Source organism: Sphingobium chungangianum, assembly GCF_977014255.1.
Genome location: NZ_CDRNIV010000002.1, coordinates 290,302 through 310,368 on the forward strand (window position 1 = coordinate 290,302; position 20,067 = coordinate 310,368).

General features: G+C 60.9%; 17 protein-coding genes and 1 pseudogene. 10 read left to right on the forward strand and 8 right to left on the reverse strand.

Features of this window, described 5'->3' with window-relative positions:
• Window positions 1-185 precede the first annotated feature (185 nt).
• Window positions 186-875 (reverse strand): TetR/AcrR family transcriptional regulator, encoded by a 690-nt coding sequence (locus tag ACWNC0_RS01500; RefSeq protein WP_449469114.1) that lies wholly within the window; start codon window positions 873-875, stop codon window positions 186-188.
• A 525-nt stretch (window positions 876-1,400) separates the two neighbouring features.
• Between ACWNC0_RS01500 and ACWNC0_RS01505 the strand changes: the two are divergent.
• Together ACWNC0_RS01505 and ACWNC0_RS01510 are read left to right on the forward strand one after the other, a co-directional pair.
• Window positions 1,401-1,826, forward strand: a pseudogene (locus ACWNC0_RS01505) (TonB-dependent receptor plug domain-containing protein); the annotation flags it as partial.
• A gap of 63 nt (window positions 1,827-1,889) precedes the next feature.
• Complete coding sequence (locus tag ACWNC0_RS01510; RefSeq protein WP_449469836.1) at window positions 1,890-3,830, forward strand: TonB-dependent receptor; 1,941 nt, start codon at window positions 1,890-1,892, stop codon at window positions 3,828-3,830.
• Window positions 3,831-3,951: 121 nt separating this feature from the next.
• Here the strand turns inward: ACWNC0_RS01510 and ACWNC0_RS01515 are convergent, their stop codons facing one another.
• Complete coding sequence (locus ACWNC0_RS01515; protein WP_449469115.1) at window positions 3,952-5,316, reverse strand: amidohydrolase; 1,365 nt, start codon at window positions 5,314-5,316, stop codon at window positions 3,952-3,954.
• Window positions 5,317-5,416: 100 nt separating this feature from the next.
• Window positions 5,417-6,310, reverse strand: a complete 894-nt coding sequence (locus tag ACWNC0_RS01520) for a LysR family transcriptional regulator (protein ID WP_449469117.1) — start codon at window positions 6,308-6,310, stop codon at window positions 5,417-5,419.
• A 337-nt stretch (window positions 6,311-6,647) separates the two neighbouring features.
• Here ACWNC0_RS01520 and ACWNC0_RS01525 point away from each other — a divergent pair, with 337 nt between their 5' ends.
• Genes ACWNC0_RS01525 through ACWNC0_RS01535 form a run of 3 tightly spaced genes read left to right on the forward strand, consistent with a single transcriptional unit; the run spans window position 6,648 to window position 9,720 of the window.
• Window positions 6,648-7,814 carry an acyl-CoA dehydrogenase family protein gene (locus ACWNC0_RS01525; RefSeq protein WP_449469119.1) on the forward strand — a complete coding sequence of 389 codons (1,167 nt, stop codon included), beginning with the start codon at window positions 6,648-6,650 and terminating at the stop codon, window positions 7,812-7,814.
• A complete protein-coding gene (locus ACWNC0_RS01530) occupies window positions 7,814-8,935 on the forward strand; it encodes a CaiB/BaiF CoA transferase family protein (RefSeq protein WP_449469120.1) in 1,122 nt (373 codons plus the stop codon). The genes ACWNC0_RS01525 and ACWNC0_RS01530 overlap by 1 nt, the downstream gene beginning before the upstream one ends.
• Window positions 8,932-9,720 (forward strand): acyl-CoA dehydrogenase, encoded by a 789-nt coding sequence (locus tag ACWNC0_RS01535; RefSeq protein WP_449469121.1) that lies wholly within the window; start codon window positions 8,932-8,934, stop codon window positions 9,718-9,720. Before ACWNC0_RS01530 ends, ACWNC0_RS01535 begins: the two co-directional genes overlap by 4 nt.
• 7 nt (window positions 9,721-9,727) lie before the next feature.
• Here the strand turns inward: ACWNC0_RS01535 and ACWNC0_RS01540 are convergent, their stop codons facing one another.
• The 4 genes from ACWNC0_RS01540 to ACWNC0_RS01555 form a co-directional block, all read right to left on the reverse strand.
• Window positions 9,728-9,937, reverse strand: a complete 210-nt coding sequence (locus tag ACWNC0_RS01540; RefSeq protein WP_449469122.1) for a hypothetical protein — start codon at window positions 9,935-9,937, stop codon at window positions 9,728-9,730.
• 138 nt (window positions 9,938-10,075) lie between these two features.
• Window positions 10,076-11,566, reverse strand: a complete 1,491-nt coding sequence (locus ACWNC0_RS01545; RefSeq protein ID WP_449469124.1) for an aldehyde dehydrogenase — start codon at window positions 11,564-11,566, stop codon at window positions 10,076-10,078.
• Window positions 11,567-11,601: 35 nt separating this feature from the next.
• Window positions 11,602-12,192 carry a thiamine pyrophosphate-dependent enzyme gene (locus ACWNC0_RS01550; RefSeq protein ID WP_449469126.1) on the reverse strand — a complete coding sequence of 197 codons (591 nt, stop codon included), beginning with the start codon at window positions 12,190-12,192 and terminating at the stop codon, window positions 11,602-11,604.
• Window positions 12,180-12,731: a hypothetical protein gene (locus ACWNC0_RS01555; RefSeq protein WP_449469127.1), complete on the reverse strand. Its 552-nt coding sequence runs from the start codon at window positions 12,729-12,731 to the stop codon at window positions 12,180-12,182. The genes ACWNC0_RS01550 and ACWNC0_RS01555 overlap by 13 nt, the downstream gene beginning before the upstream one ends.
• Before the next feature lie 111 nt (window positions 12,732-12,842).
• Here ACWNC0_RS01555 and ACWNC0_RS01560 point away from each other — a divergent pair, with 111 nt between their 5' ends.
• The 3 genes from ACWNC0_RS01560 to ACWNC0_RS01570 all read left to right on the forward strand — a co-directional run bounded on the left by ACWNC0_RS01560 (window position 12,843) and on the right by ACWNC0_RS01570 (window position 15,993).
• Entirely contained in the window at window positions 12,843-13,769 is a 927-nt protein-coding gene (locus ACWNC0_RS01560) for a LysR substrate-binding domain-containing protein (protein WP_449469129.1), read from the forward strand.
• A 131-nt stretch (window positions 13,770-13,900) separates the two neighbouring features.
• On the forward strand, window positions 13,901-15,103 hold the full coding sequence (locus tag ACWNC0_RS01565; RefSeq protein WP_449469131.1) for an alpha-hydroxy acid oxidase: 1,203 nt from the start codon (window positions 13,901-13,903) through the stop codon (window positions 15,101-15,103).
• A complete protein-coding gene (locus ACWNC0_RS01570; protein ID WP_449469132.1) occupies window positions 15,100-15,993 on the forward strand; it encodes an amidohydrolase family protein in 894 nt (297 codons plus the stop codon). The genes ACWNC0_RS01565 and ACWNC0_RS01570 overlap by 4 nt, the downstream gene beginning before the upstream one ends.
• Window positions 15,994-16,080: 87 nt before the next feature.
• Here ACWNC0_RS01570 and ACWNC0_RS01575 read toward each other — a convergent pair whose 3' ends face one another.
• A complete protein-coding gene (locus tag ACWNC0_RS01575; RefSeq protein ID WP_449469133.1) occupies window positions 16,081-17,868 on the reverse strand; it encodes an FAD-binding protein in 1,788 nt (595 codons plus the stop codon).
• A gap of 249 nt (window positions 17,869-18,117) precedes the next feature.
• Between ACWNC0_RS01575 and ACWNC0_RS01580 the strand changes: the two genes are divergently transcribed.
• On the forward strand, window positions 18,118-18,714 hold the full coding sequence (locus ACWNC0_RS01580; RefSeq protein WP_449469135.1) for a TetR/AcrR family transcriptional regulator C-terminal domain-containing protein: 597 nt from the start codon (window positions 18,118-18,120) through the stop codon (window positions 18,712-18,714).
• A 138-nt stretch (window positions 18,715-18,852) separates the two neighbouring features.
• Window positions 18,853-19,890, forward strand: a complete 1,038-nt coding sequence (locus tag ACWNC0_RS01585; protein WP_449469137.1) for an IS110 family transposase — start codon at window positions 18,853-18,855, stop codon at window positions 19,888-19,890.
• Window positions 19,891-20,067: the final 177 nt, after the last annotated feature.

The window sequence follows — 20,067 nt, forward strand, 5'->3', positions numbered from 1 at the left end:
GTCGTGAAACTACGACTCCTGCCGCCGGGCAATTCCGTCGTCAGAAGCATGTCTGAATATTTGGCAATCACCAAGTTTTGTCAATGACCGTTTTTTGAGCAGTGCGCATTTCTCACGCGCACGCAGAGGCAGGCCTGAAAAGGCCGTGTTTCTGATCATCCCATTTCCGTTTGGCGCCCTGCGCGTCAGCCCTGCTTGGCCGGGGATTTAGCGCCTGTCTTGGGGAGTTTCGATATGTCTCGCGGAGTGATCGTTTTTGCTAGCTCTACCAAGCCCTTGACCGCGATATTCTTGACGCCGGGCATGTCGGATGCCCATGGCCGCCCAAAGCCCGAAAACATCGTCATTCCATCCGTCGCGCCATATATGAATATGGCTACCACTGCCGCATCCTCATGGCTCAACGCGGGGTTCAACCGCTCCACGAAAGAGGTGATCATCCGATGGACATGGCGATGCAGTGCTCCCAGCCTATCCGCCACCAATTTGTTATGGTTGGCCATGGCCCAAAGCTCGGTAAACAGATGCGCGGTCTCCTTCGTGCTGACGTCATCAAGAATATGGGCGATCAACCGCGCTAGCCCGTCCTCCGCGGAAAGACTGGGCTGTTCCATCGCCCCGTTGACCTGGGCTTCCCCCGCAACAAGAATCTCGTCGAGCAGGACCTCGACCAACAGCTCCTTGCGCGGAAAGTGATGATTGACGTGACCGACCTTCAAACCGCATTCGGTAGCGATGCGTTGGAGCGTAAAGGCGCTGGCGCCTTCCTCGACCAATACATGCAGCGCCGCCTTAAGGATGGCGTTCACCGTTTCGGCTCCGCGCGAATAGACGCCAGGTTTCCGGCGCTTGGTTCCAATAGGGTCATCGTTCATGGGCCGCTTATATCTCTGGCTGGGCGGCGATCAACCGACGAAACGGAAATGGGGTAATAGATCAGGGAGACCCAGTGGGCTCGCGGTGAGACGCGCAAATCGCACTTCTCCCTGACGATCGTCCGGGGCATCTGATTTTCCCCATTGACAAAATCTTGTCATCCACCAAGTATTTGGCGCGGGCACACGTTGCTCAGCGGGGAGGTATAGGAAAGGCGCAGATATCACGGAGAGTTAGAAAGGAAAGACTCCATCCGCTGATGATCAGATCTCCGAGTCGGAGAGATCTTACTAAGTTTAAGATAAGAGCTGATAAGTTCGTAAATCGATTCGTGATTGATAATTCTGACGTTATTCAAGTCATAACCATTCTGGTTAATGGCATGAACTTTTACATCGATGGATATACGATTATCTTTATAACTATCATGTCCAGTCGATGATAGAAAAATATTCGAAAAGTATGACCAGGCAAAAAGGGGAGATTTCATGATTGCGCGACATCTATTTCTCGTTCGCACCTTGATGGGGAGTGTAGCTCTCGCAGGCTGCGCTGGAACGGCCTTTGCTCAGACGTCGACGGGACCGGGTGAGCCCACGGCAGCGGCAAGCGGTCCTGCGGCCTCCGGTCTGTCGGAAATCATCGTGACGGCACGCAGGCGGGCCGAACGGCTTCAAAATGTCCCGATCTCTGCCACTGCCTTTGATGCTGGCTCGCTCACGCAGCGAAATATTTCAAACACGCAGGACTTGCTCGGACAAGTACCGTCGCTCGTTGTCGGCGGCTCTGGCCAGCAGCGCAATAGCGAGAACGTGACCATCCGTGGCCAAGGCGCGACTTTCAATGCAGCCCCAGGCGTGGTGCTTTATTCGGCCGAGGTTCCGATCATCGCCGATCAGCGCAATAATGCGCAGAATGGTGGCGGCCTCAATTATTATGACCTCGCCAGCCTGCAGGTACTGCGCGGGCCGCAAGGCACGCTGTTCGGCCGCAACACGACAGGCGGCGCCGTCTTGTTCGAGCCGCAGCGTCCAACCGATCGGCTCGAAGGCTATGGCCAGATCCAATATGGCAATTACGATTCGATCGAATTGCGCGGTGCTGTCAACGTGCCAATTGTTGAAGACAAACTCTTGCTGCGTGTCGCCGGCATTTATCAAAAGCGGGACGGCTTTACGCACGAGATCACCACTGACACAGACTTGGACAATCGCAACCGTTATTCATTCCGCGCAGGCTTAACTTGGCGCCCGGCGGAGGGGGTTGAGAATTATCTTCTCGCGACCTTCGCTCGCGTTCAGGAACATGGCACCGGGACGGTGCTCAACGCGGTTCCCGACGGTGTCGATCCTCAGACGGGGCTGGCGTTCAGCACATATCTGCAGCAGCAGATTGATCGCGGTATCCGTTCGGTAGCCCTTAGCCCACTGCTCTTTAGCGAACGCACGCGCTATTTCTCCGTGACAGATATCTTTTCGGCAGAACTCACGGATGCTTTGACCTTCCGCAACATCGCCAATTATCAGCATCTGAAGAACAGCGCGCCTTTTGATGGTGACGGTTATCCTGACGATCACAGGCCGCCATCCGCACAAGGCGGAACTTTGATCGGGGGGGATGAGATTAGTCCGGGTGGATTTTCGAAATATAACTATTACACTGACGCACGCCAATATTCGATCGAACCTCAGATTCAAGGCAATTTGGGTGAAGACGCGCTCAACTTCACGGTAGGCGCTTACTACCAGAATGTTAAGCCGACAGGTCCGCAGCTTGTCAGCGCGTCTAATCCGACAAGAAGAGGTCAAAGTTCAGACAGCAAAGCGCTTTATGCGCAGGGAACGTTATCGTTCGGCAGTTTCTCTGACAGTCTTGATGGACTACGGTTGACAGTCGGCTATCGCTATACATGGGACAAGCTGACGGCCTTCTCAAACTTCGGCCTCCCTGACGCTCCGGTTACGTCATCGAGCGCCAAATTCAAGGCGCCAAACTGGACGGCGGGCCTCGACTACAATGTCGACAAGAATGTGTTGTTGTACGCAAAGGTCAGTCGTGGATACAAGACAGGCGGCGTCGGCACTGCAACGCCCGCGCCTGAACTACGTTCGTTCCAGCCCGAATTCGTGACGGCTTATGAAGCAGGCATAAAAGCCGATTGGCACATCGGCAGCATTCCGATCCGCACGAATATCAATTACTACTACACGGATTATAAGGATCTGCAGAGGACAGGAGGCACCGCCTATTTCTATAATGGGCAACAGGTCTTTGGCGCGCAGACCAGCAATGCGGGGAAAGCACATATCCAGGGTGTGGAGTTCGAAGGCGAGTTGCGGCCCGCTAGCTGGCTCACGCTATCGGGAACCTATTCGCACATCGCTGCGAAATATGACAAATATGCAACGCCATCGCTGTTTCCTGACGGCATTCCCGCCTTCGGCCTGCCGCCCGGCTTCGATTGCGGCGTGGGCGTTCCGTTCAATGGCGCAACGGGCCAGTGCGTCCTGACTGGCATACCTTTCCAGTTCACGCCGAAGAACCAGTTCAGCATTACCGGCAGGGTGGATCTGCCGCTGGATGAGTCCATCGGAAAGGTCAGCATTTCCGCTACCTATTCCTATATCGACGCCCAATACACGTCGCCTTCCAAGGCGCCGGTCGACGAACCGTTCGCCTATATCGGCGGAAACTGCCCCCGCCTGAATTCGGGTGCCTATGCTGGGTCAGTCCAGTGCGGCCCGGGAGATGGTTATGGCTTGCTCAGCATGAACTTGCAGTGGCAGAATGTCGCAGGATCGAACTTTGACCTCGGCGCGTTCGCAACCAACCTTACCAACGTAAAGTATATCATCAGTAGCCAGGGCGTATCCTATCAGAATGGCTTCAACTCGTACATATATGGGGAGCCCCGAATGTACGGCGTATCGATCCGATATCATTTCGGTAGTTGAGTAAGGCGAAGCGCCATCGCCCAATGGGGCCGGTGGCGCTTCGAGCCGAACATCCGTTTCTCCATTTGATCCGCAGATATCGGTCGGAAACCATGCGAGCAGAAACCGCCAGCGGAGCGGTTCAGCGATTTGTATCCGCGTTCAGGGCCAGCACCGATAGGATTAGCGCCGTTGCGCCATTGCGGATCGCTGCCGATGCTGCCGGTGCATAGAGTGGCGAATGGTTGGTGGGCGGCGCCATCCCGCGCGCCTTATAATCGGCAAGTGTTTCGGGCCGGTCGCCTCCGACCATGAGATAGGCGGAGGGGATGCCCCTTGCAGCGAATTCGGAAAAATCCTCGCTACCCGAAAAGCCAGGGGCACTTGCCGGGATCGAGATCACGCCAGAGCCGAATGCAGCCTTCAAAATGGGGGCGATCTTGCCCATAAGGCTGACATCATTGAGCGTTGATGCCGTTCCGTTCAGCTGGGTGATCGTTGGTGCCGGTGCGCCTGCCATGAGCGATACCGCACGCGCGGTCCTATTCACGCCGCTAAGCAGGAGGGCGCGCACCTCCGGCGTGAAGGAACGCAGGCTAAGTCGGAGCTTCGCTGTGTCCGGGATGATGTTGCCGACGCTGCCTGCGTGAAAAGCGCCGACCGTGAGGACGCCAAACGTCGCCGCTTCCTTCTGTCGGCTGATAATTGTCTGTACGTCGCTGACGAAATGCGCGCCCATGACGATCGGGTCGATGGACGAACTGGGCGCCGATCCGTGCGCGCCACGACCGTTGAAGGTGATTTCCAACGCGTCGGACGCAGATAGGATGACTCCATCCTTCATCACGACTGCGCCAAGCGGCAAGCCGCCGCCAACATGCGCCGCTAGCGCATAATCCGGCTTGGGGAAGCGGGAGAAGAGGCCGTCATCCAACATCGCCTTGGCACCACCCAATGGTTCTTCGGCGGGCTGGGCGATGAAGAGCAATGTGCCGCGCCATCGATGCTTCATCGAAACCAGCGCCTGCGCCGTGCCGACCCACCACGCCATGTGTACATCGTGGCCGCAGCTGTGCGCTACGAAGCTCTGCTTGCCATCAAGCTCAGCCTTTGCGCGGCTGGAGAAAGTAAGTCCCGTCTTTTCCTCCATTGGCAATGCGTCCATTTCAGTTCGCACCAGTGTCACCGGCCCGGGTCCATTCCGGTAAATGGCGACTACGCCTGTCTTGCCTACATTCTCTGTCACGTCGAAGCCGAGCGCGCGCATGTTCTTGGCCAGCAACTTCGCCGTTCTGCGCTCTTGGAAGCCAAGTTCAGGATGCTGGTGGATATCGCGATAAAGCGCTTCCAACCGGGGCATTGCGCCTTCCAGCATCCGGTCAATCACTGCTTTGTTGTCTCCACCGCCGTTGGGGTCTGGCACCCTGGGGACGGCGGTCGTCGCCGCAAGGGCTCCCGCCGACGAGAGCAGCAGTGTCAAGGTGGTGAGAGCGGCGATGCGCTTCATAGTTTCCTCCGGTTCTGATTATGGATGCAGAGCAACATATCCGCGCCCGCCGAACCGCGCCCTTATCGTCTGTTCATCCCTATAACCTGGAGTGATAGCGCTATTGCAGGGACGCGCGGATGGCCTTAGCCAACAGCGCGCCGCTAGGTGTCAGCAGCTCTTCGTCCCTTTGAATAAGCGCAATATGCATTTCAGGCAGGTCAATGCCGAGATCAACCTTAGTCAGCGCGCCACTCTCGAACCTGTGATCAAGATGCGCATTCTTGATATCGGCCCAATGACTGATGAGCGCCTGTTGCTCTGCAAGCTTGAAATAAACTGCAATAGACGTGCAACGGGAAATCCGCTTTGGAACATTACAGCCCAGCCGGTCGGCGAGGACGGGGATATATCCATGATGATAGTCGGCCAAGTCGCCGGTGATCCATTCAAGCGCCATCAGCTGGTCGATCGTCTGGGGCAGTATAGGGCCTTGTCCTCCCACCGCCAGCATCGTCGGATAGCTTCTCAACGCAGCGTATTGCAGACCCGCGAGATCCAAACTGCCATAATGGTGGACGATGCCGAGATCGAGTGTTCCGCTGCGCACCGCATCAAAAATATGTGCAGGTCTCAATTCTAGCAAAGCCAGTTCCACAGACGGTTGGCGCTCGCGAAAGCTAGCAAATACATCCGCGATATTCGTGCCTGCAATCGGCGGTGAAATGCCGATCAGCAACCGCCCTCCCAGCGTACCCTTCAGCCAGTCGACTTCCTCATGGGCTTTATCCAGCTCCTTCTGAATGCTGTCATGGCGTTTTGCCAGGATTGCACCAAAAGGTGTCAAGGTGGCACCCTGCACATTGCGGACAACTAGCGATACGCCGAGCTGGCGCTCCAATTCGCGGATCGATTTACTCAGCGCGGGCTGCGAAACATGCATGGCGCGCGCTGCACGCTGGATGCTTCCGGCCCTGGCAACCTCCGCTAGCGCGCGCAATTGATGAAGTTTCATCGACTTTTGCCTCTCGCCCTACCATTCCGGCACCTTAATAATGGTTTTGCCAAAGTCGGCGCTCCTTGGTTTGTGGCTTGAAATCGTTGCGATCAGAAATTTGACCGCTCAATAGCAGGATGTGGAATGGCGTTGCCACTCCCGCTTTGGTAATCGACCTTCCCAGTTTGGCGAGGCCTTGGCCGGGGACGGCTTTAGCCAAGGTGGCTTCCGTAAGCTGGTCGTCGTTTATCCGCTTTTGCATACAGGCTTTGCATAGCTCAGTGCGATTTCTGTACTTTTCGGCGTAGGCCGATGGCAGATAGTGTCTTACAAAATCGCATTTATCGGGATTGAAATGGGCACTGCCGCACAGGAAGAGACGTTTTCAGACATTCGTGAGGGCATTCGCCGTCTTTGTGCGCGGTTCCCCGGAGCCTATTGGCAGGAGCTGGATGCTGAGCGGCGCTATCCCACGGAGTTCGTGACCGCGCTGGCCAGCGAGGGTTGGCTATCTGTCCTCATCCCGGAAGAATATGGCGGCTCGGGACTTGGGCTGGCTGCCGCGACGGCAGTGCTGGAGGAGGTGCACCGCTCCGGCTGCAATGGTGGCGCGGCGCATGCGCAAATGTACACCATGGGCACCGTCCTGCGGCATGGGTCGGAGGAGCAGAAAGCGCGCTATTTGCCCAAGATCGCGTCGGGGGAACTGCGCCTACAGGCATTCGGCGTCACCGAGCCGACGAGCGGCACTGATACCACCCGCATTCGGACATTCGCCAAGCGAGACGGCGATGACTATGTCGTCAACGGGCAGAAGATCTGGATCAGCCGCGCTGAACATTCCGATCTAATGGTGCTGCTGGTGCGCACCACGCCGCGCGAGGAATGTGCCAAGCCGACCGATGGGATCAGCGTTCTGCTGGTCGACATGCGCGAAGCCGTCGACAATGGCCTTACCATCCGGCCGATCCGGACGATGCTGAACCATGCGACTACGGAGCTGTTCTTCGACGATCTGCGGGTGCCAGCGGAGAATTTGATCGGCGAGGAAGGAAAGGGCTTCCGCTACATCCTGTCGGGCATGAACGCCGAACGCATCCTGATCGCGTCCGAATGTATCGGCGACGCGCGCTTCTTTATCGATCGCGCCAGTGCTTATGCGAAGGACAGGTCGGTATTCGGTCGTCCGATCGGCCAGAACCAGGGTATCCAGTTCCCGATCGCGCGCGCCTATGTGCAGACGACCGCCGCCGCTGCCATGGTGGATAAAGCGGCAGCGCTGTTCGATGCGGGCGTGCAGCCGGGCACGGAGGCGAACATGGCTAAGATGCTGGCGTCCGAAGCATCCTGGTTTGCCGCCGACATGTGCGTCCAGACCCATGGCGGATTCGGCTTCGCGGAAGAATATGACATTGAACGCAAGTTCCGCGAAACGCGCCTTTATCAGGTCGCGCCGATCTCGACGAACCTGATCCTCAGCCATGTGGCAACACATGTGCTGGGCCTGCCGAAGAGCTTCTGATGAGCAAAGTGCTGGAAGGCTTGTTGGTCGTCTCGCTGGAACAAGCGGTGGCAGCCCCATTGTGCACCAGCCGCCTTGCCGAGGCTGGCGCGCGAGTCATCAAGCTGGAGCGGGCGGAGGGTGATTTCGCACGCGGCTATGACTCTGTCGTGCATGGCGAGAGCGCCTATTTCGTCTGGCTCAACCGTGGCAAGCAGTCGTTGCGCATTGACCTCAAAGACCCGACCGACGCGGCGCTGGTCGAACGGATGCTGTCGAAGGCAGACGTGTTCGTCCAGAATCTTGCGCCCGGTGCGGCGGCACGGTCGGGGTTCGGATCGGCTGATCTGCGCGCCCGCTATCCGCGCCTCATCACCTGCGACATCACCGGCTATGGCGAAAGCGGCGAAGCGGCGGGGATGAAGGCCTATGACTTCCTGATACAGTGCGAAGCCGGGCTGGCGAGCATCACCGGCACGGCCGACGATCCCGCGCGCGTGGGCGTGTCGGTCGCCGACATCGCCTGCGGGATGAACGCGCATGCCGCGATCCTCCAGGCGCTGATCGAGCGGGAGCAGACGGGCAAGGGGCGGGGCATCGCCGTGTCTCTGTTCGACGGGCTGGCCGACTGGATGACGGTGCCGCTGCTGCATTATGATTATGGCGGCAAGGCTCCGTCGCGCGCCGGGCTGAAGCATCCCTCGATAGCGCCCTATGGTGCATTCCCGACCGCCGACGGATCGCAGATCGTCGTGTCGATCCAGAATGAGCGGGAATGGGCGAAGTTCTGCGCCACGGTGCTCGGCGATGCGAGCCTTGCGACTGACCCGCGCTACGCGTCCAACACGCTGCGTTGCGCCAATCGCCCTGAGCTGGATGCGCTGGTCGGCCGTGTCTTTGCAGCCGAAATGCCGGACGCGCTGATCGCCCGGTTGGAGGCGGCTGGAACCGCGTGGGCGCGGCTGAACGGCGTCGACGGCCTGTCGCGGCACAGTCAGCTTCGCCGCGTCACCGCCGAAACGCCGACGGGGCCAGTCGCCTTGCCAGCCTCGCCCATAAGGTGGGATGGCGAGGAAGCGGTCGCGCTGCCAGTTCCGGCTTTGGGCGGCGATGACGAAGCGATCCGCGTGGAGTTCCTGTGAGCGAAGCGGCCGAACATCGCACCGATATAGCCGCCGCTCGTCAGGCGCACTTGCTCGCCGCGCTGCTGGATCATGACACGCCGCCGTGGCGGGAGGGCGAATTGCCGCTGCTCGCGCACTGGCTGCTGTTTCCGCCGGATACGCGGCAGTCCGGTATCGGGCCGGATGGACATCCGCTGCGGGAGGATGATGGCCTGCCCCGCCGGATGTGGGCGGGCAGCCGTGTCCGCTTCCTTGCACCGATCATGCTCGGCAGCAAAGTGGAGCGTGAGACGAGCGCGATCGCGGTCAATGACAAGCAGGGCCGCTCCGGACGCATGCGCTTTGTCACCCTGCGTCACCTGTTGAAGGTGGACGGCCAAGTCTGCGTCGAGGAAGAGCAGGACATCGTTTATCGCGAAGCCGGGCGGAGTGGGACTCCTCTTCCGCCCGAAACGGTGACTTCGATCCCGCCCGTAGCGCGTGTTGTAACGATCGACCCGGTGCAGCTTTTCCGCTTCTCCGCCCTTACCTTCAACGCGCACCGCATTCATTATGACCTTTCCTATACCCGGGATGTCGAAGGGTATCCCGGATTGGTCGTCCATGGCCCCTTCATCGCGACCTTGCTGATGGATCATTTCCTGCGCCACACCCCGGCCGCGCAGGTGGCGAGCTTCTCCTTCCGCGCGCAACGGCCGATTTTTGCGGGCGAGCCGTTCACGCTGGGGTTGTCGGGGCGCGACTTGGCCGCTGTTGATCATGCGGGTGGGCTGGCGATGCAGGCGCGAGTGGAAACCCGCTAGCCTCACCTTATGCCGTCAGAGTCGTGAGCTTTCCAACGTCCGGCAGAGAGGCGAGATCAAGTGCAGCCGTGGCGAGCGCGTCCGCCTTGTCGTTCCCGAGTGCGCCATTGAGCAACGCTGCGCCCGCCGGAGCATAGCCCGCCGCATCACCAAACACTCGCGCGGTGCCATTGCTCATGCCCATTGCGGCCACCGTTGCGAGCAAAGGTGGAGCCACTGCCGCCTCACCGCGCGCGCGATGCTGCCGATGAGGTCGAGCAGGAGGAGGGGGGTGCGCTCGACAACTTCTGGCGGGAGGGAAGAAATCGAGACGGTGGCACAAAAGTTCGCCAAGGCTTCCGTGATTTTCATCATCTCAGCGGATGACGAAGGGGTTTGACACGGGCGAGCCAAGGTCGATCCACACGCTCTTGGTCTGGAGATATTCGTCCATCGCCTCCTGCCCGTTTTCGCGCCCGATGCCGCTGCGCTTCATGCCGCCGAAGGGCGCCATGAAACTGACGGCGCGATAGGTGTTGACCCAGACGGTGCCTGCTTCGACCCGTTCCGACATGCGGATGGCGCGGCCAATATCTTGCGTCCATACCCCAGCGGCGAGACCATAAGGGCTGTCATTCGCGATCGACAGCGCCTCCTCCTCATCATCGAACGGGATGATGGCGAGCACCGGCCCGAACACTTCCTCGCGCGCGATTGGCATCTGGTTGTCGACGCCGGTAAAGATAGTGGGCTGCACGAACCAGCCACCCTCCAAGCCTGCAATCGTGGGCCGCCCGCCCCCCAGCACGCACTCCGCGCCTGATTGACGCGCGCCCGCGATGTGATCGAGCACCTTGCCCCGCTGCGCCAGGGTTGTCACCGGCCCGACCTGCGTATCGGCAAGCTTCGGATCGCCGATACGGGCCGTGCCTGCCAAGGCGATCAGGCGCTCCACCACCTCGTCATGGACGTCGCGCTGCACGAGCAGACGCGATCCCGCGATGCAGGTTTGACCCGATGCCGCGAATATGCCGGACACCGCGCCATAGACTGCGCGCTCAAGGTCCGCATCGCCGAAGATGATGTTGGGCGACTTGCCGCCCAGTTCCAGCGTAACCTTCTTCAGGTTTTCGGCAGCGGAGCGATAGACCGCAATGCCGCCGGGCTCGCCTCCGGTGAAGGCGATCTTGGCAATGTCGGGATGCTTGACCAAGGGCTCGCCGCACTCCTGGGGCAGGCCGGTCACGGTATTGACCACGCCCGCCGGGAACCCCGCGCGTTCGAACAGCTCGACAAAGGCGAGGGTCGAGCAGGAGGCATGTTCGGACGGCTTGATGACAGCCGTATTGCCTGCCGCCAGCAACGGCGCCAGCTTCCACGCAAGCAGCAAAAGCGGTGAGTTCCACGGCGTGATGCAGGCGATCACGCCTAGCGGCTCGCGGCGGGTAAAGGCATGCATCGACGGCTTGTCGATGGGCAGCACATGGCCCTCAATCTTGTCGGCCAGACCAGCAAAATAGCGGTAGTAGGCGGGGAGATAGCCAAGCTGCGCGCGCATCTCCACGATCAGCTTGCCATTGTCGTGCGTTTCGAGCTGCGCCAGCCGCTCGGTTTCTTCAGCCAGTATGTCGGCAAAGCGGTAGAGCAGGGTACCACGCGCGGTTGCTGTCAGGCCGCGCCACTCGAGCGAGCGGAAGGCGGTGCGCGCCGCCTCCACCGCTGAATCGACGTCGGCAGAGGTGCAACGGGGGATAAGCGCCCATGCCTCACCCGTCGCAGGATCAAGGCTCTCAAGCCATTCGCCGCCCGTTGCGTCGCGCACGCTACCCGCCAGCAGATTGCGGAACCGGACCAGATCATCAGCCATCACATATTCTCCCCAAGCCGACGTGGGCTGCTGCTTCAGTTTGGCCCAAAGCCTAGATGCTCCCGCATGCGCGCCTTCAGCCATACACCGTCGCGCGCGGGCAGGGCACGCGGCGTTTCTTCATGGACAATGCGGATGACGATCAAGCGCGGCCCTTCGCCGATGGTGCCGATCGCTTCACGCGCCCGGGCAATGCCAGCCTCGTCCGTGATCTCGAAACATTCGGTGAAGCCGCAGACGCGCGCCAGTTCGGCCAGGTTGATGCCTGCGCCCGCATGGCTCATCTGGCCGCCCGTCTCGCCATAATGGCCGTTGTCCAGCACGACGATCGACAGGTTCTTCGGCTGCTGCACAGCGATGGTGGCAAGGCCGCCAATGCCCATCAACTGCTCGCCATCGCCAGTGACCACCGTCACTGGCCGATCCGGCTGTGCCAGAGCCAGGCCTAGCCCGGTCAGCGCCGCGCCGCCCATCGCGCCCCAGAGGTAGAAGTTGCCGGGATGATCGCCCGCCGCGAACACGTCATAGGTGGGAGAGCCAAGGCCCGTGACAATCAGCATATCCTTGCGATCAGCGAGCAGGGCCGCGACCGCCGGGCGGCGGTGGAGACGGTTTACTTCAGCCATTTCTTGGCTCCCAGCATGCTTTGCGACAACAGGATGGCGATCGGCTGATCGCTTTCAAACGCCATGGTGGCGGCGGAAGCCATCATGGGGGCGAGGTCTTCCAGCCGGTCGATGCGGATGGTGGTGACGCCCATGATCTCAAGCGCGGCGGGCGTCGCCCGGCCCATCGAGACCTGCCACGGATTGAACTCCTGAAACTCGCCGCGCATCGTGACGATGGTCAGGAACGGCACACGGCAGCTCGCCAGCAGCGAGAGCATGTTGATGCAGTTGCCAACGCCGCTCGACTGCATGAGGAGAGCGCTGCGCTCCCCGCCCAGCCAGGCGCCGGTGCAAAGAGCGATGCCCTCTTCCTCGGTGGTGAGGACGATGGTCTTCATGGTTTCGGCGGCGCTGCACATGCGGATCAGGCGCGCATGGCCTGCGTCCGGAACATAGCTGACCTGCCGAACATTCGCCTGTTGCAAGGCGTCAAAGATTATCGGTGCCCAGGGGGAGTCGGCGTGCGCCCCCGTTTCCGTCTCACTAATGGCTGACATGCGGTCCTCGAAGTGGATTTCGCAAAGCCTATTGCGGGATTTGCTAAACCAATAGGAACAATCTACGCGTCCAGCTATGTCGGTTAGGCATGATAAAAAGGGTGTGAGCAGGTGGACTTCCGGCGGCTTGAACATTTCCTGAAAATCGCTGAACTCGGATCACTCAGCCGGGCAGCTGACAGGATGCGGATTGCTCAGCCTGCCCTCAGCCGCCAGATGCGCATCCTGGAGGAAGAGGCTGGCACGCCGCTTTTCTACCGCCACCGCAGGGGCATGCAGCTCACCCCGGCTGGTGAGGAATTGCGCCAGCATATCGCAGGGCCAGTACGACAAGTCCGGCAGGCCTTTGATGACATACGAAACCGCTCTGCGGAGGGGGGCGGCCAGATTGCCCTCGGCGTTCCGCCTACGGTCAGCTATATTCTGGCCGGGCGGCTTGCCCGCCGCGTCGCGGAGCAGGCGCCCAACATCTCGCTGCGGATCGTCGAGGGCTATGCAGGGCACCTCATCGACTGGCTGCAAAGGGGGGAGATCGACGTCGCGCTGCTTTACGGCCCGGCTTCCGATTTCCAGATGAACGTCGCGGAAATGCTTTACGAGGAGCTGGTGCTCGTAGGCCCGTCTTCCTCCGACCTCGATCCCGCGACGCGAATCCCTGTACAGGAACTCGTCAAGCTCCCCATCGTGCTGCCTAGCCAGTCGCACGGCCTTCGCCTGATCGTGGAGGCCGCGGCGCGCAAGGTCGGCGTGCCACTCAATGTTCGATTTGAAGCAGACTCGTTCCTGGTGCTCAAAGAGCTTGTTGAGTTTGGTCTCGGCTACACTGTGTTGCCGCTCTCATCCTTGAACCGGGAAGTCGACGCTGGCATCCTGCGCTACGCACCGATCGGTAATCCGCCCGTTGTTCGCCAGCTGGTGCTCGGCATGCCCCGAGAGGAGCAGTTGACCCGTTCAACGCGGATCATCGTTCGGCTGGTGCGAGAAGAGATCAAGCATCTGGTGGATAGCGGCGTCTGGAAGGCGCAGCTGCAATATTGATTTTCTGGTGCCAGCGCGGTTCGGACATATCGATCCGGCATAGGTGGCGATAGCTGTTCTATGACTATGAACGCCACTGTGGAGCTATTTTGCCGCGACGCAGGAACATGAGAATATGGGGAGGATCAGGGTTGAATAGGCGGCAAGCCGAGCCATCGGCCCGGATGAAGCGAAAGGCAGCACGCGTCCTTTCGCTTGGCGACTATGAAGCCCTTGCGTACGCGCATCTGCCACGCCCGTTGTTCGGCTATGTCGCGGGGGCATGTGAGGATAATCTGACCGTATCGGCCAATCGGGAAGCGATGCGCCGCGTCACTTTCGTCCCGCGCGCTTTGCGGGACATGGCGGGCCGCAGCCAGCACGCCTCCTTGTTCGGTGAGAACTGGTCTTCCCCGTTCGGCATAGCGCCGATGGGGCTGTCCGCGCTGGTCGCCATGCGCGGCGACATCGCGCTCGCACGGGCTGCGCATGCCGAAAATGTGCCGATGCTGCTCAGCGCGACGTCGCTTATCCGGCTGGAGGAGGTGCGCGCCGTCTCGCCCTCTTGCTGGTTCCAGGCCTATCTGCCTGCCGATCGGGACTGGATCGATGGCGTGGTCGACCGCGTAGCCGCTGCGGGTTTCGGAACGCTCGTCATTTCCGTCGACGTACCCGTTCTGGGTAACCGCGAGAATTTGATCCGCGAACGGTTCTCCACGCCCCTCAAGCCTTCTCTTCGACTGGCGCTGGATGGCCTGCTGCATCCCCGCTGGCTGCTCGGCACATTTGCGCCGACGCTGCTCCGCCACGGCATGCCAGCGTTCGAAAATTCCAGCGCGTCACGTGGCGCCCCCGTGATCGCCCGCAATGCCGAGCGCAGTTTCGGACAGCGCGACCGGCTGACCTGGGACGGGATCAGGCATATTCGTGATCGCTGGCGCGGCAATCTGGTCATAAAGGGGCTGCTTCACGCCGAAGATGTCGGCCTCGCCCGCAGCGTTGGCGCCGACGCGATCATCCTGTCGAACCATGGCGGGCGGCAGCTCGATGGCGCCATCGGCACGCTCGACGCCTTGCCCGCTGCCGTCGCTGCCGCAGGTGACATGCCCGTCCTGATCGACAGCGGCTTCCGGCGCGGCAGCGACATATTGAAGGCCATTGCGCTCGGTGCGCGCATGGTACTGATCGGCCGTCCCTTCCTCTATGCTGCGGCGGTTCATGGGGAAGCGGGGGTGCGCCACGCCATCGGGCTGCTCCGTGCGGAGATCGACCGGAACATGGCGATGCTCGGCACCAACTCGCTCGATGAGCTTGGACCGGACTATCTCCACCGTACGGATGGAGCAGCCATATGACAGATATCAGCCAGCCGCGTCCTTGCCCCGGCCCGCCAGCTGAGCAGAGCCCGCCAACCCGCTTCGTGATGCCCGCAGGCGCGATCGACACCCATTGCCATGTCATCGGCGCGCCGCCCGACTATCCATTTGCGGCGGAACGGTCCTATACCCCGCCGCCTGCGAGTGCGGAGGCCTATCTGGCGATGCTGGATGCCGTCGGCTTTGCCAAGGGCGTCCTCATCCAGGTCAGCGTGCACGGAACGGACAATCGGCTGCTCTGTGAGACCCTGTCAGCGCATCGCGAGCGGCTGCGTGGCGTTGCCGTGATGCCCGCCGATCTACCCGGCCGAGCCTATGCCGAAGCGCATGAAGCGGGAGTGCGCGGCCTTCGCCTCAACGACTTCATCCGCGATGGCGGGGGGCTCTACGGCGGAGGAATAGGCTTCAAGGATCTGGAGCGGTTCGATGCGCTAGCCTGTGAGATGGGCTGGCATCTCCAACTCCTGCTCGACGGCCGGAACCTCATGGATCTCGCCCCGCGCATCGCCCGTCTTCGCTGCCCCTGGATCATCGATCATATGGGGCACATCCCTTACACAGCGGGCATCGATCATCCGGGTTTCCAGACGCTGGTCCAACTCGTCGCCGACGGCGGATGGGTCAAGATTTCCGACGCCTTCCGCATGTCGGAACAGCCGAACTATCGCGATTCCATTCCCTTCGCCCAAGCGTTGGTCGCCGCCGCGCCCGACCGCTGCGTCTGGGGATCGGACTGGCCCCACGTCGCGCAATGGCGGCCAATGCCCACGGTATCGGGACTGCTCGACCTGCTCGCCGAGTGGGTGCCCGACGAAACGGTGCGCAACCGCATCCTGGTGGACAATCCGGCGCATTTTTACAACTTTTGAAAAGGTTGCGAGAATGGCACGCCTGAGCGGCAAAACTGCGGTGATCACTGGAGCAAGCGCTGGCATAGGCGCAGCCACCTCGTCACTCTAGCTACTGTGATCTTCGGCGATGGCGCGCGCTGCCCGACGACCGGAATATATGCAATCGGCGAAGCTGAGTCCGCTCACATAAAGATTGGAGCAGATACCGATGGCGGTGCGCCCGGCGGCGTACAGCCCCGGTACGACCCCGCCCGCCAATGCCTTCACCGCGCCGCTGGCCTCATCCACCAGCAGACCGCCCACCGTCATGCAGGACAAGGGAAACAGCCGCGCGTCGGTCGAGGCATCTACCGCATAGAACGGGCCTGTGGCCAGTTCGGCCATTTCCTCGGGCGCCTTGTGGAACGCATCCGGCTTCTCGCCGCGCGCGGCGCTGTTATAGGCCGCCAACGATTCCGCGAAGCGGGCCGGTGAAAAGCCCATTTTTTTGGCCAAGGCCTCCGGCGTTGCGGCTTTTTTCGCGCCGAACAGGCCGTTGATGAGGGTGATATCTCGCTGGAACGTCAGCACGCCTTCACCGAACGCGTCCTTGAGCGACTGCCGCCATAGCTTACGATCCATGATGATGTAGGCGCGCCCGCCATGTCGCTCGACCATCCCGTCGCCGATGCGCGCGCCATACCATGTCTCGTTCACATAGCGGCGTCCTTCACCATCGACGACCATGGCCCGCCCCCACGCCTGCGGCGGTGAGAGGAAGCGCCAGGCAGACACACGCTCCATCAGCCCGGTTTCCCCGCCTGCCGATACGCCCAGCATGATGCCACTGCCATTGTCACCGAGCGTGCCGTTCGGCAGTGCCGCTGCGACATGAGGGGCGAAATGCTGCATCATCGCCTTGTTGCAGATAAAGCCGCCTGCACTCAGCACCACGCCCTTGCGGGCACGCAGCCATACGCTGCTTCGCGCAGCAGACGCCAGTTCATCCGCCCTGCGGAGGAGCCTGTAGCCGATCGATACTGTTACCTGTGCGCCCGGCAGCGTCGATGGGAGCATGGAGAGCCATTTGTTGGCCTTGGCCACGAGTTTCGAGTGTCGTTCGCGTATGGCAGGATCGGCCAGCCGCTCGACGCGAACGCCTATGACGCGGCCCGCCCTGTCCAGCGCAAGTTGGCGTACGTCGGCATGGGTCTGGAAGTCCAGTCCGCGCGCAAGGGCCGCCGCCTTGAGCGGACCGTAAATGCCCACGCCAAGACCAAAGGGGTTCTTGCCATTGCGATGCACCGTGCGATGCCCGCGCGCCGCCGGTCGGGTAAAATCGCGGAACGGTCCAGCAAGGCTGCTATCGGGGTGGTAGAGAAACTTGTCGAGCGGTGGATAAGATGTCTTTTTAGAATAAAAGGCGGCGCTGAACGGCGCGCCATGTCGGCGCAGCCACTCGAATGTGTCGGCGCTTGTCTCGCAAAAATCGCGCAGCGTATCGGGCGCGACGACGTTGCCGACCTCGAACCGGAGATAATCCTCCATAAGCTTTGCGTCGTCCTCGACGCCCGCCTCCTGCTGTATGGACGTGCCACCGCCAGCGTAATAGACACCACCATTGGCCGCGGTCGAACCGCCGCCCTCATACAGGTCGAGCGCGATTACGGAGAGGCCCTGCTCAAGGCCTTCCAACGCGGCCGCAACTCCAGCTCCGCCCAGCCCGACAACAATCATATCGGCTTCGCCCTGCCACGCATGCGTGTCGGGTTCGTCGATCTGGAGGGGGGCATCAATGGCAAGTCCCCAATCGGTGATCGCGCCGCCGGACGTCGGCACCGGCGCGGGCGCGCGAAGCCCCCAAGGGTCCGGCGGGATAAATCCGGCCGCTTCGGGGTTCATCGGGCTTGCCATCTGTCGCCTCCATCCTCTGGGCGCTGCCGCACCTGATTGGTGATGACAGTCAAACATGGTCATAAAGATAAACTTGTCCGATGGTCAAGTAAATCACCAGTTGCCCATGTCCGGGGCGACATGCCCGCTTTACCGGCCCGCGTTATTTATGCCATTGGCGATCAGATGAGCCGGTCAAATTCAGCTTTGCCGGGCATAAAGCCCACAGCTCGCAGGGGAGGCCGACCCGGCATCGCAGAGGCGGCGCGTTTGACCAAGGCGATCCTCGCCGCCGCTGAGGCTGCGTTCCTCAAGCAGGGCTTTAGCAAGACCAGTATCGCGGCAATCGCGGCGGCGGCAGGAACGAGCAAGCAAACGGTCCATGCGCGCTTTGGCAGTAAGGAACGATTGTTCATCGCAGTCAGCGACGCATTGCTACGCGAACGTTTCTCGACGCCCGCTCCAAAAGGATTGTCACTGCGCAACAGCCTGATCGCGGTAGCCATACAGGCGCTGGATGCGATGCTCGACCCGAAGATGGTGATGATGACCGCGATCATCATGGGGGAGGCAAAGCGTTTTCCCGAACTCGCCCGTCTGGCCGACAACGATGCCAGCTTTCCCGGACGCGAAATGATGTTCGTGCTGATTGCCGACGCCGTGAGCGCTGGGGAACTTGCCTGCAGTGACCCGCGACGGGCCATGCTGATGCTCCAGGATATGGTCCTCGGCACCCCCCTTCGTGCTGCGACCCTGGGGGAGGGCGGTCTTGATAGCCAGGAGCGGCGCGACTGGGCCGTTGATGCCGTGGACCTGTTCCTTGAAGGCGCGCGGGTCACCCGGCAGAAGGCGGAACGTGAGAAATAGGGTGTCTACTGCCAGACTGCTTTATTAAGATCAGATGGGGTGATTGGGGCCGACCCTGAATCGCTTGGGTGGCTGCTCCTCGCAAAATGGTAAGACGTGGTCCGTGTTGAGCGGCCACAACCATAAGGAGGAGCAACCATGCGCTACTATGCCGGACTGGATGTTTCGTTGGAAGAGACAGCGATCTGTATCGTCGATGAGGTAGGCAAGATCGAACGCGAACTTCGCGCGTCGAGCGACCCCGCTGCCTTAATCGATGCCTTCGCCGCACTCGACTTACCGATCGAGCGTATTGGTCTTGAGGCCTGTTCACTGGCATCCTGGCTGCATCAGGGGATGGCCCGAGCCGGGCTTCCGGTGCTGTGTATCGAAACTCGCGCGGCTAAGGCCGCAATGGGCGCAATGCCCAATAAGAGTGATCGTAATGATGCTCGCGGCCTGGCTCAAATCATCCGCACAGGATGGTATCGGGCAGTACATGTGAAGAGCCCGCCGTGCCGCTCTGCCCGCGCGCTGCTTGGTGCTCGGCGGATGGTGCTGAACAAGCAGCGCGACATTGAGAACGAGGTCCGTGCGGTCTTACGCGAGGCAGGGCTAAAGCTCGGCACGCCTGGTCGGAAAATGTTCGCACCGCGCGCCAGAGAGCTCGCCTCGGCGGATGCTGGCATCACAGACATTGTCGAACCATTACTGGCTATCCTAGCGACGATGGCCATTGAACTTGCACGTCTGACAAAGCGGGTTCTGGATGCCGTTCGTGTCGAACCTGTCTGTCGCCGGCTGATGACGGTACCTGGAGTTGGACCGCTTACTGCGCTGACTTTTCGCGCGACGGTTGATCAGCCTGAACGCTTCCGGCGGTCACGCGACGTCGGGGCGCATTTCGGTCTTACGCCGCGCCGCTACCAATCAGGCGAAACGGACATTCAGGGCCGCATAAGTCGATGTGGGGACGAACTCGCTCGCACCGCTCTCTACGAAGCCGCGCATACATTGCTGACGCGCTGCACGAAATGGTCGACACTGAAAGCGTGGGGCATGCGCATCGCGCAACGCCGCGGATTGGCAAAGGCACGCGTCGCCGTCGCACGAAAGCTCGCCGTCATTTTACATCGCATGTGGACCGATCAAACCGACTTCCGCTGGGGTAAAGCGTCGGCGGTCGCGGCTGTGTGAGGAGATAAATCAGTTTCCGCCCAAGCCGGGTGGGAAGCGATCGTTCCCATGGGGACGATGGGCGAGCCGACTTCGCAGTGAGTCCAGAACCTCAGCATGTCTGAAGGTCGAGGCTCAGATTGAAGCGCCTCGTTCTTCTAACCCCATTATGCGGCGACCAAGCGTCGATCGCGGAGA

What these genes read in the sequence shown, in the direction of transcription:
- ACWNC0_RS01500 (WP_449469114.1), bottom strand. Translation starts at nt 875, where the DNA reads ATGAACGATGACCCTATTGGAACCAAGCGCCGGAAACCTGGCGTCTAT.
- ACWNC0_RS01515 (WP_449469115.1), bottom strand. Translation starts at nt 5,316, where the DNA reads ATGAAGCGCATCGCCGCTCTCACCACCTTGACACTGCTGCTCTCGTCG.
- ACWNC0_RS01520 (WP_449469117.1), bottom strand. Translation starts at nt 6,310, where the DNA reads ATGAAACTTCATCAATTGCGCGCGCTAGCGGAGGTTGCCAGGGCCGGA.
- ACWNC0_RS01525 (WP_449469119.1), top strand. Translation starts at nt 6,648, where the DNA reads ATGGGCACTGCCGCACAGGAAGAGACGTTTTCAGACATTCGTGAGGGC.
- ACWNC0_RS01530 (WP_449469120.1), top strand. Translation starts at nt 7,814, where the DNA reads ATGAGCAAAGTGCTGGAAGGCTTGTTGGTCGTCTCGCTGGAACAAGCG.
- ACWNC0_RS01545 (WP_449469124.1), bottom strand. Translation starts at nt 11,566, where the DNA reads ATGGCTGATGATCTGGTCCGGTTCCGCAATCTGCTGGCGGGTAGCGTG.
- ACWNC0_RS01550 (WP_449469126.1), bottom strand. Translation starts at nt 12,192, where the DNA reads ATGGCTGAAGTAAACCGTCTCCACCGCCGCCCGGCGGTCGCGGCCCTG.
- ACWNC0_RS01555 (WP_449469127.1), bottom strand. Translation starts at nt 12,731, where the DNA reads ATGTCAGCCATTAGTGAGACGGAAACGGGGGCGCACGCCGACTCCCCC.
- ACWNC0_RS01570 (WP_449469132.1), top strand. Translation starts at nt 15,100, where the DNA reads ATGACAGATATCAGCCAGCCGCGTCCTTGCCCCGGCCCGCCAGCTGAG.
- ACWNC0_RS01575 (WP_449469133.1), bottom strand. Translation starts at nt 17,868, where the DNA reads ATGGCAAGCCCGATGAACCCCGAAGCGGCCGGATTTATCCCGCCGGAC.
- ACWNC0_RS01585 (WP_449469137.1), top strand. Translation starts at nt 18,853, where the DNA reads ATGCGCTACTATGCCGGACTGGATGTTTCGTTGGAAGAGACAGCGATC.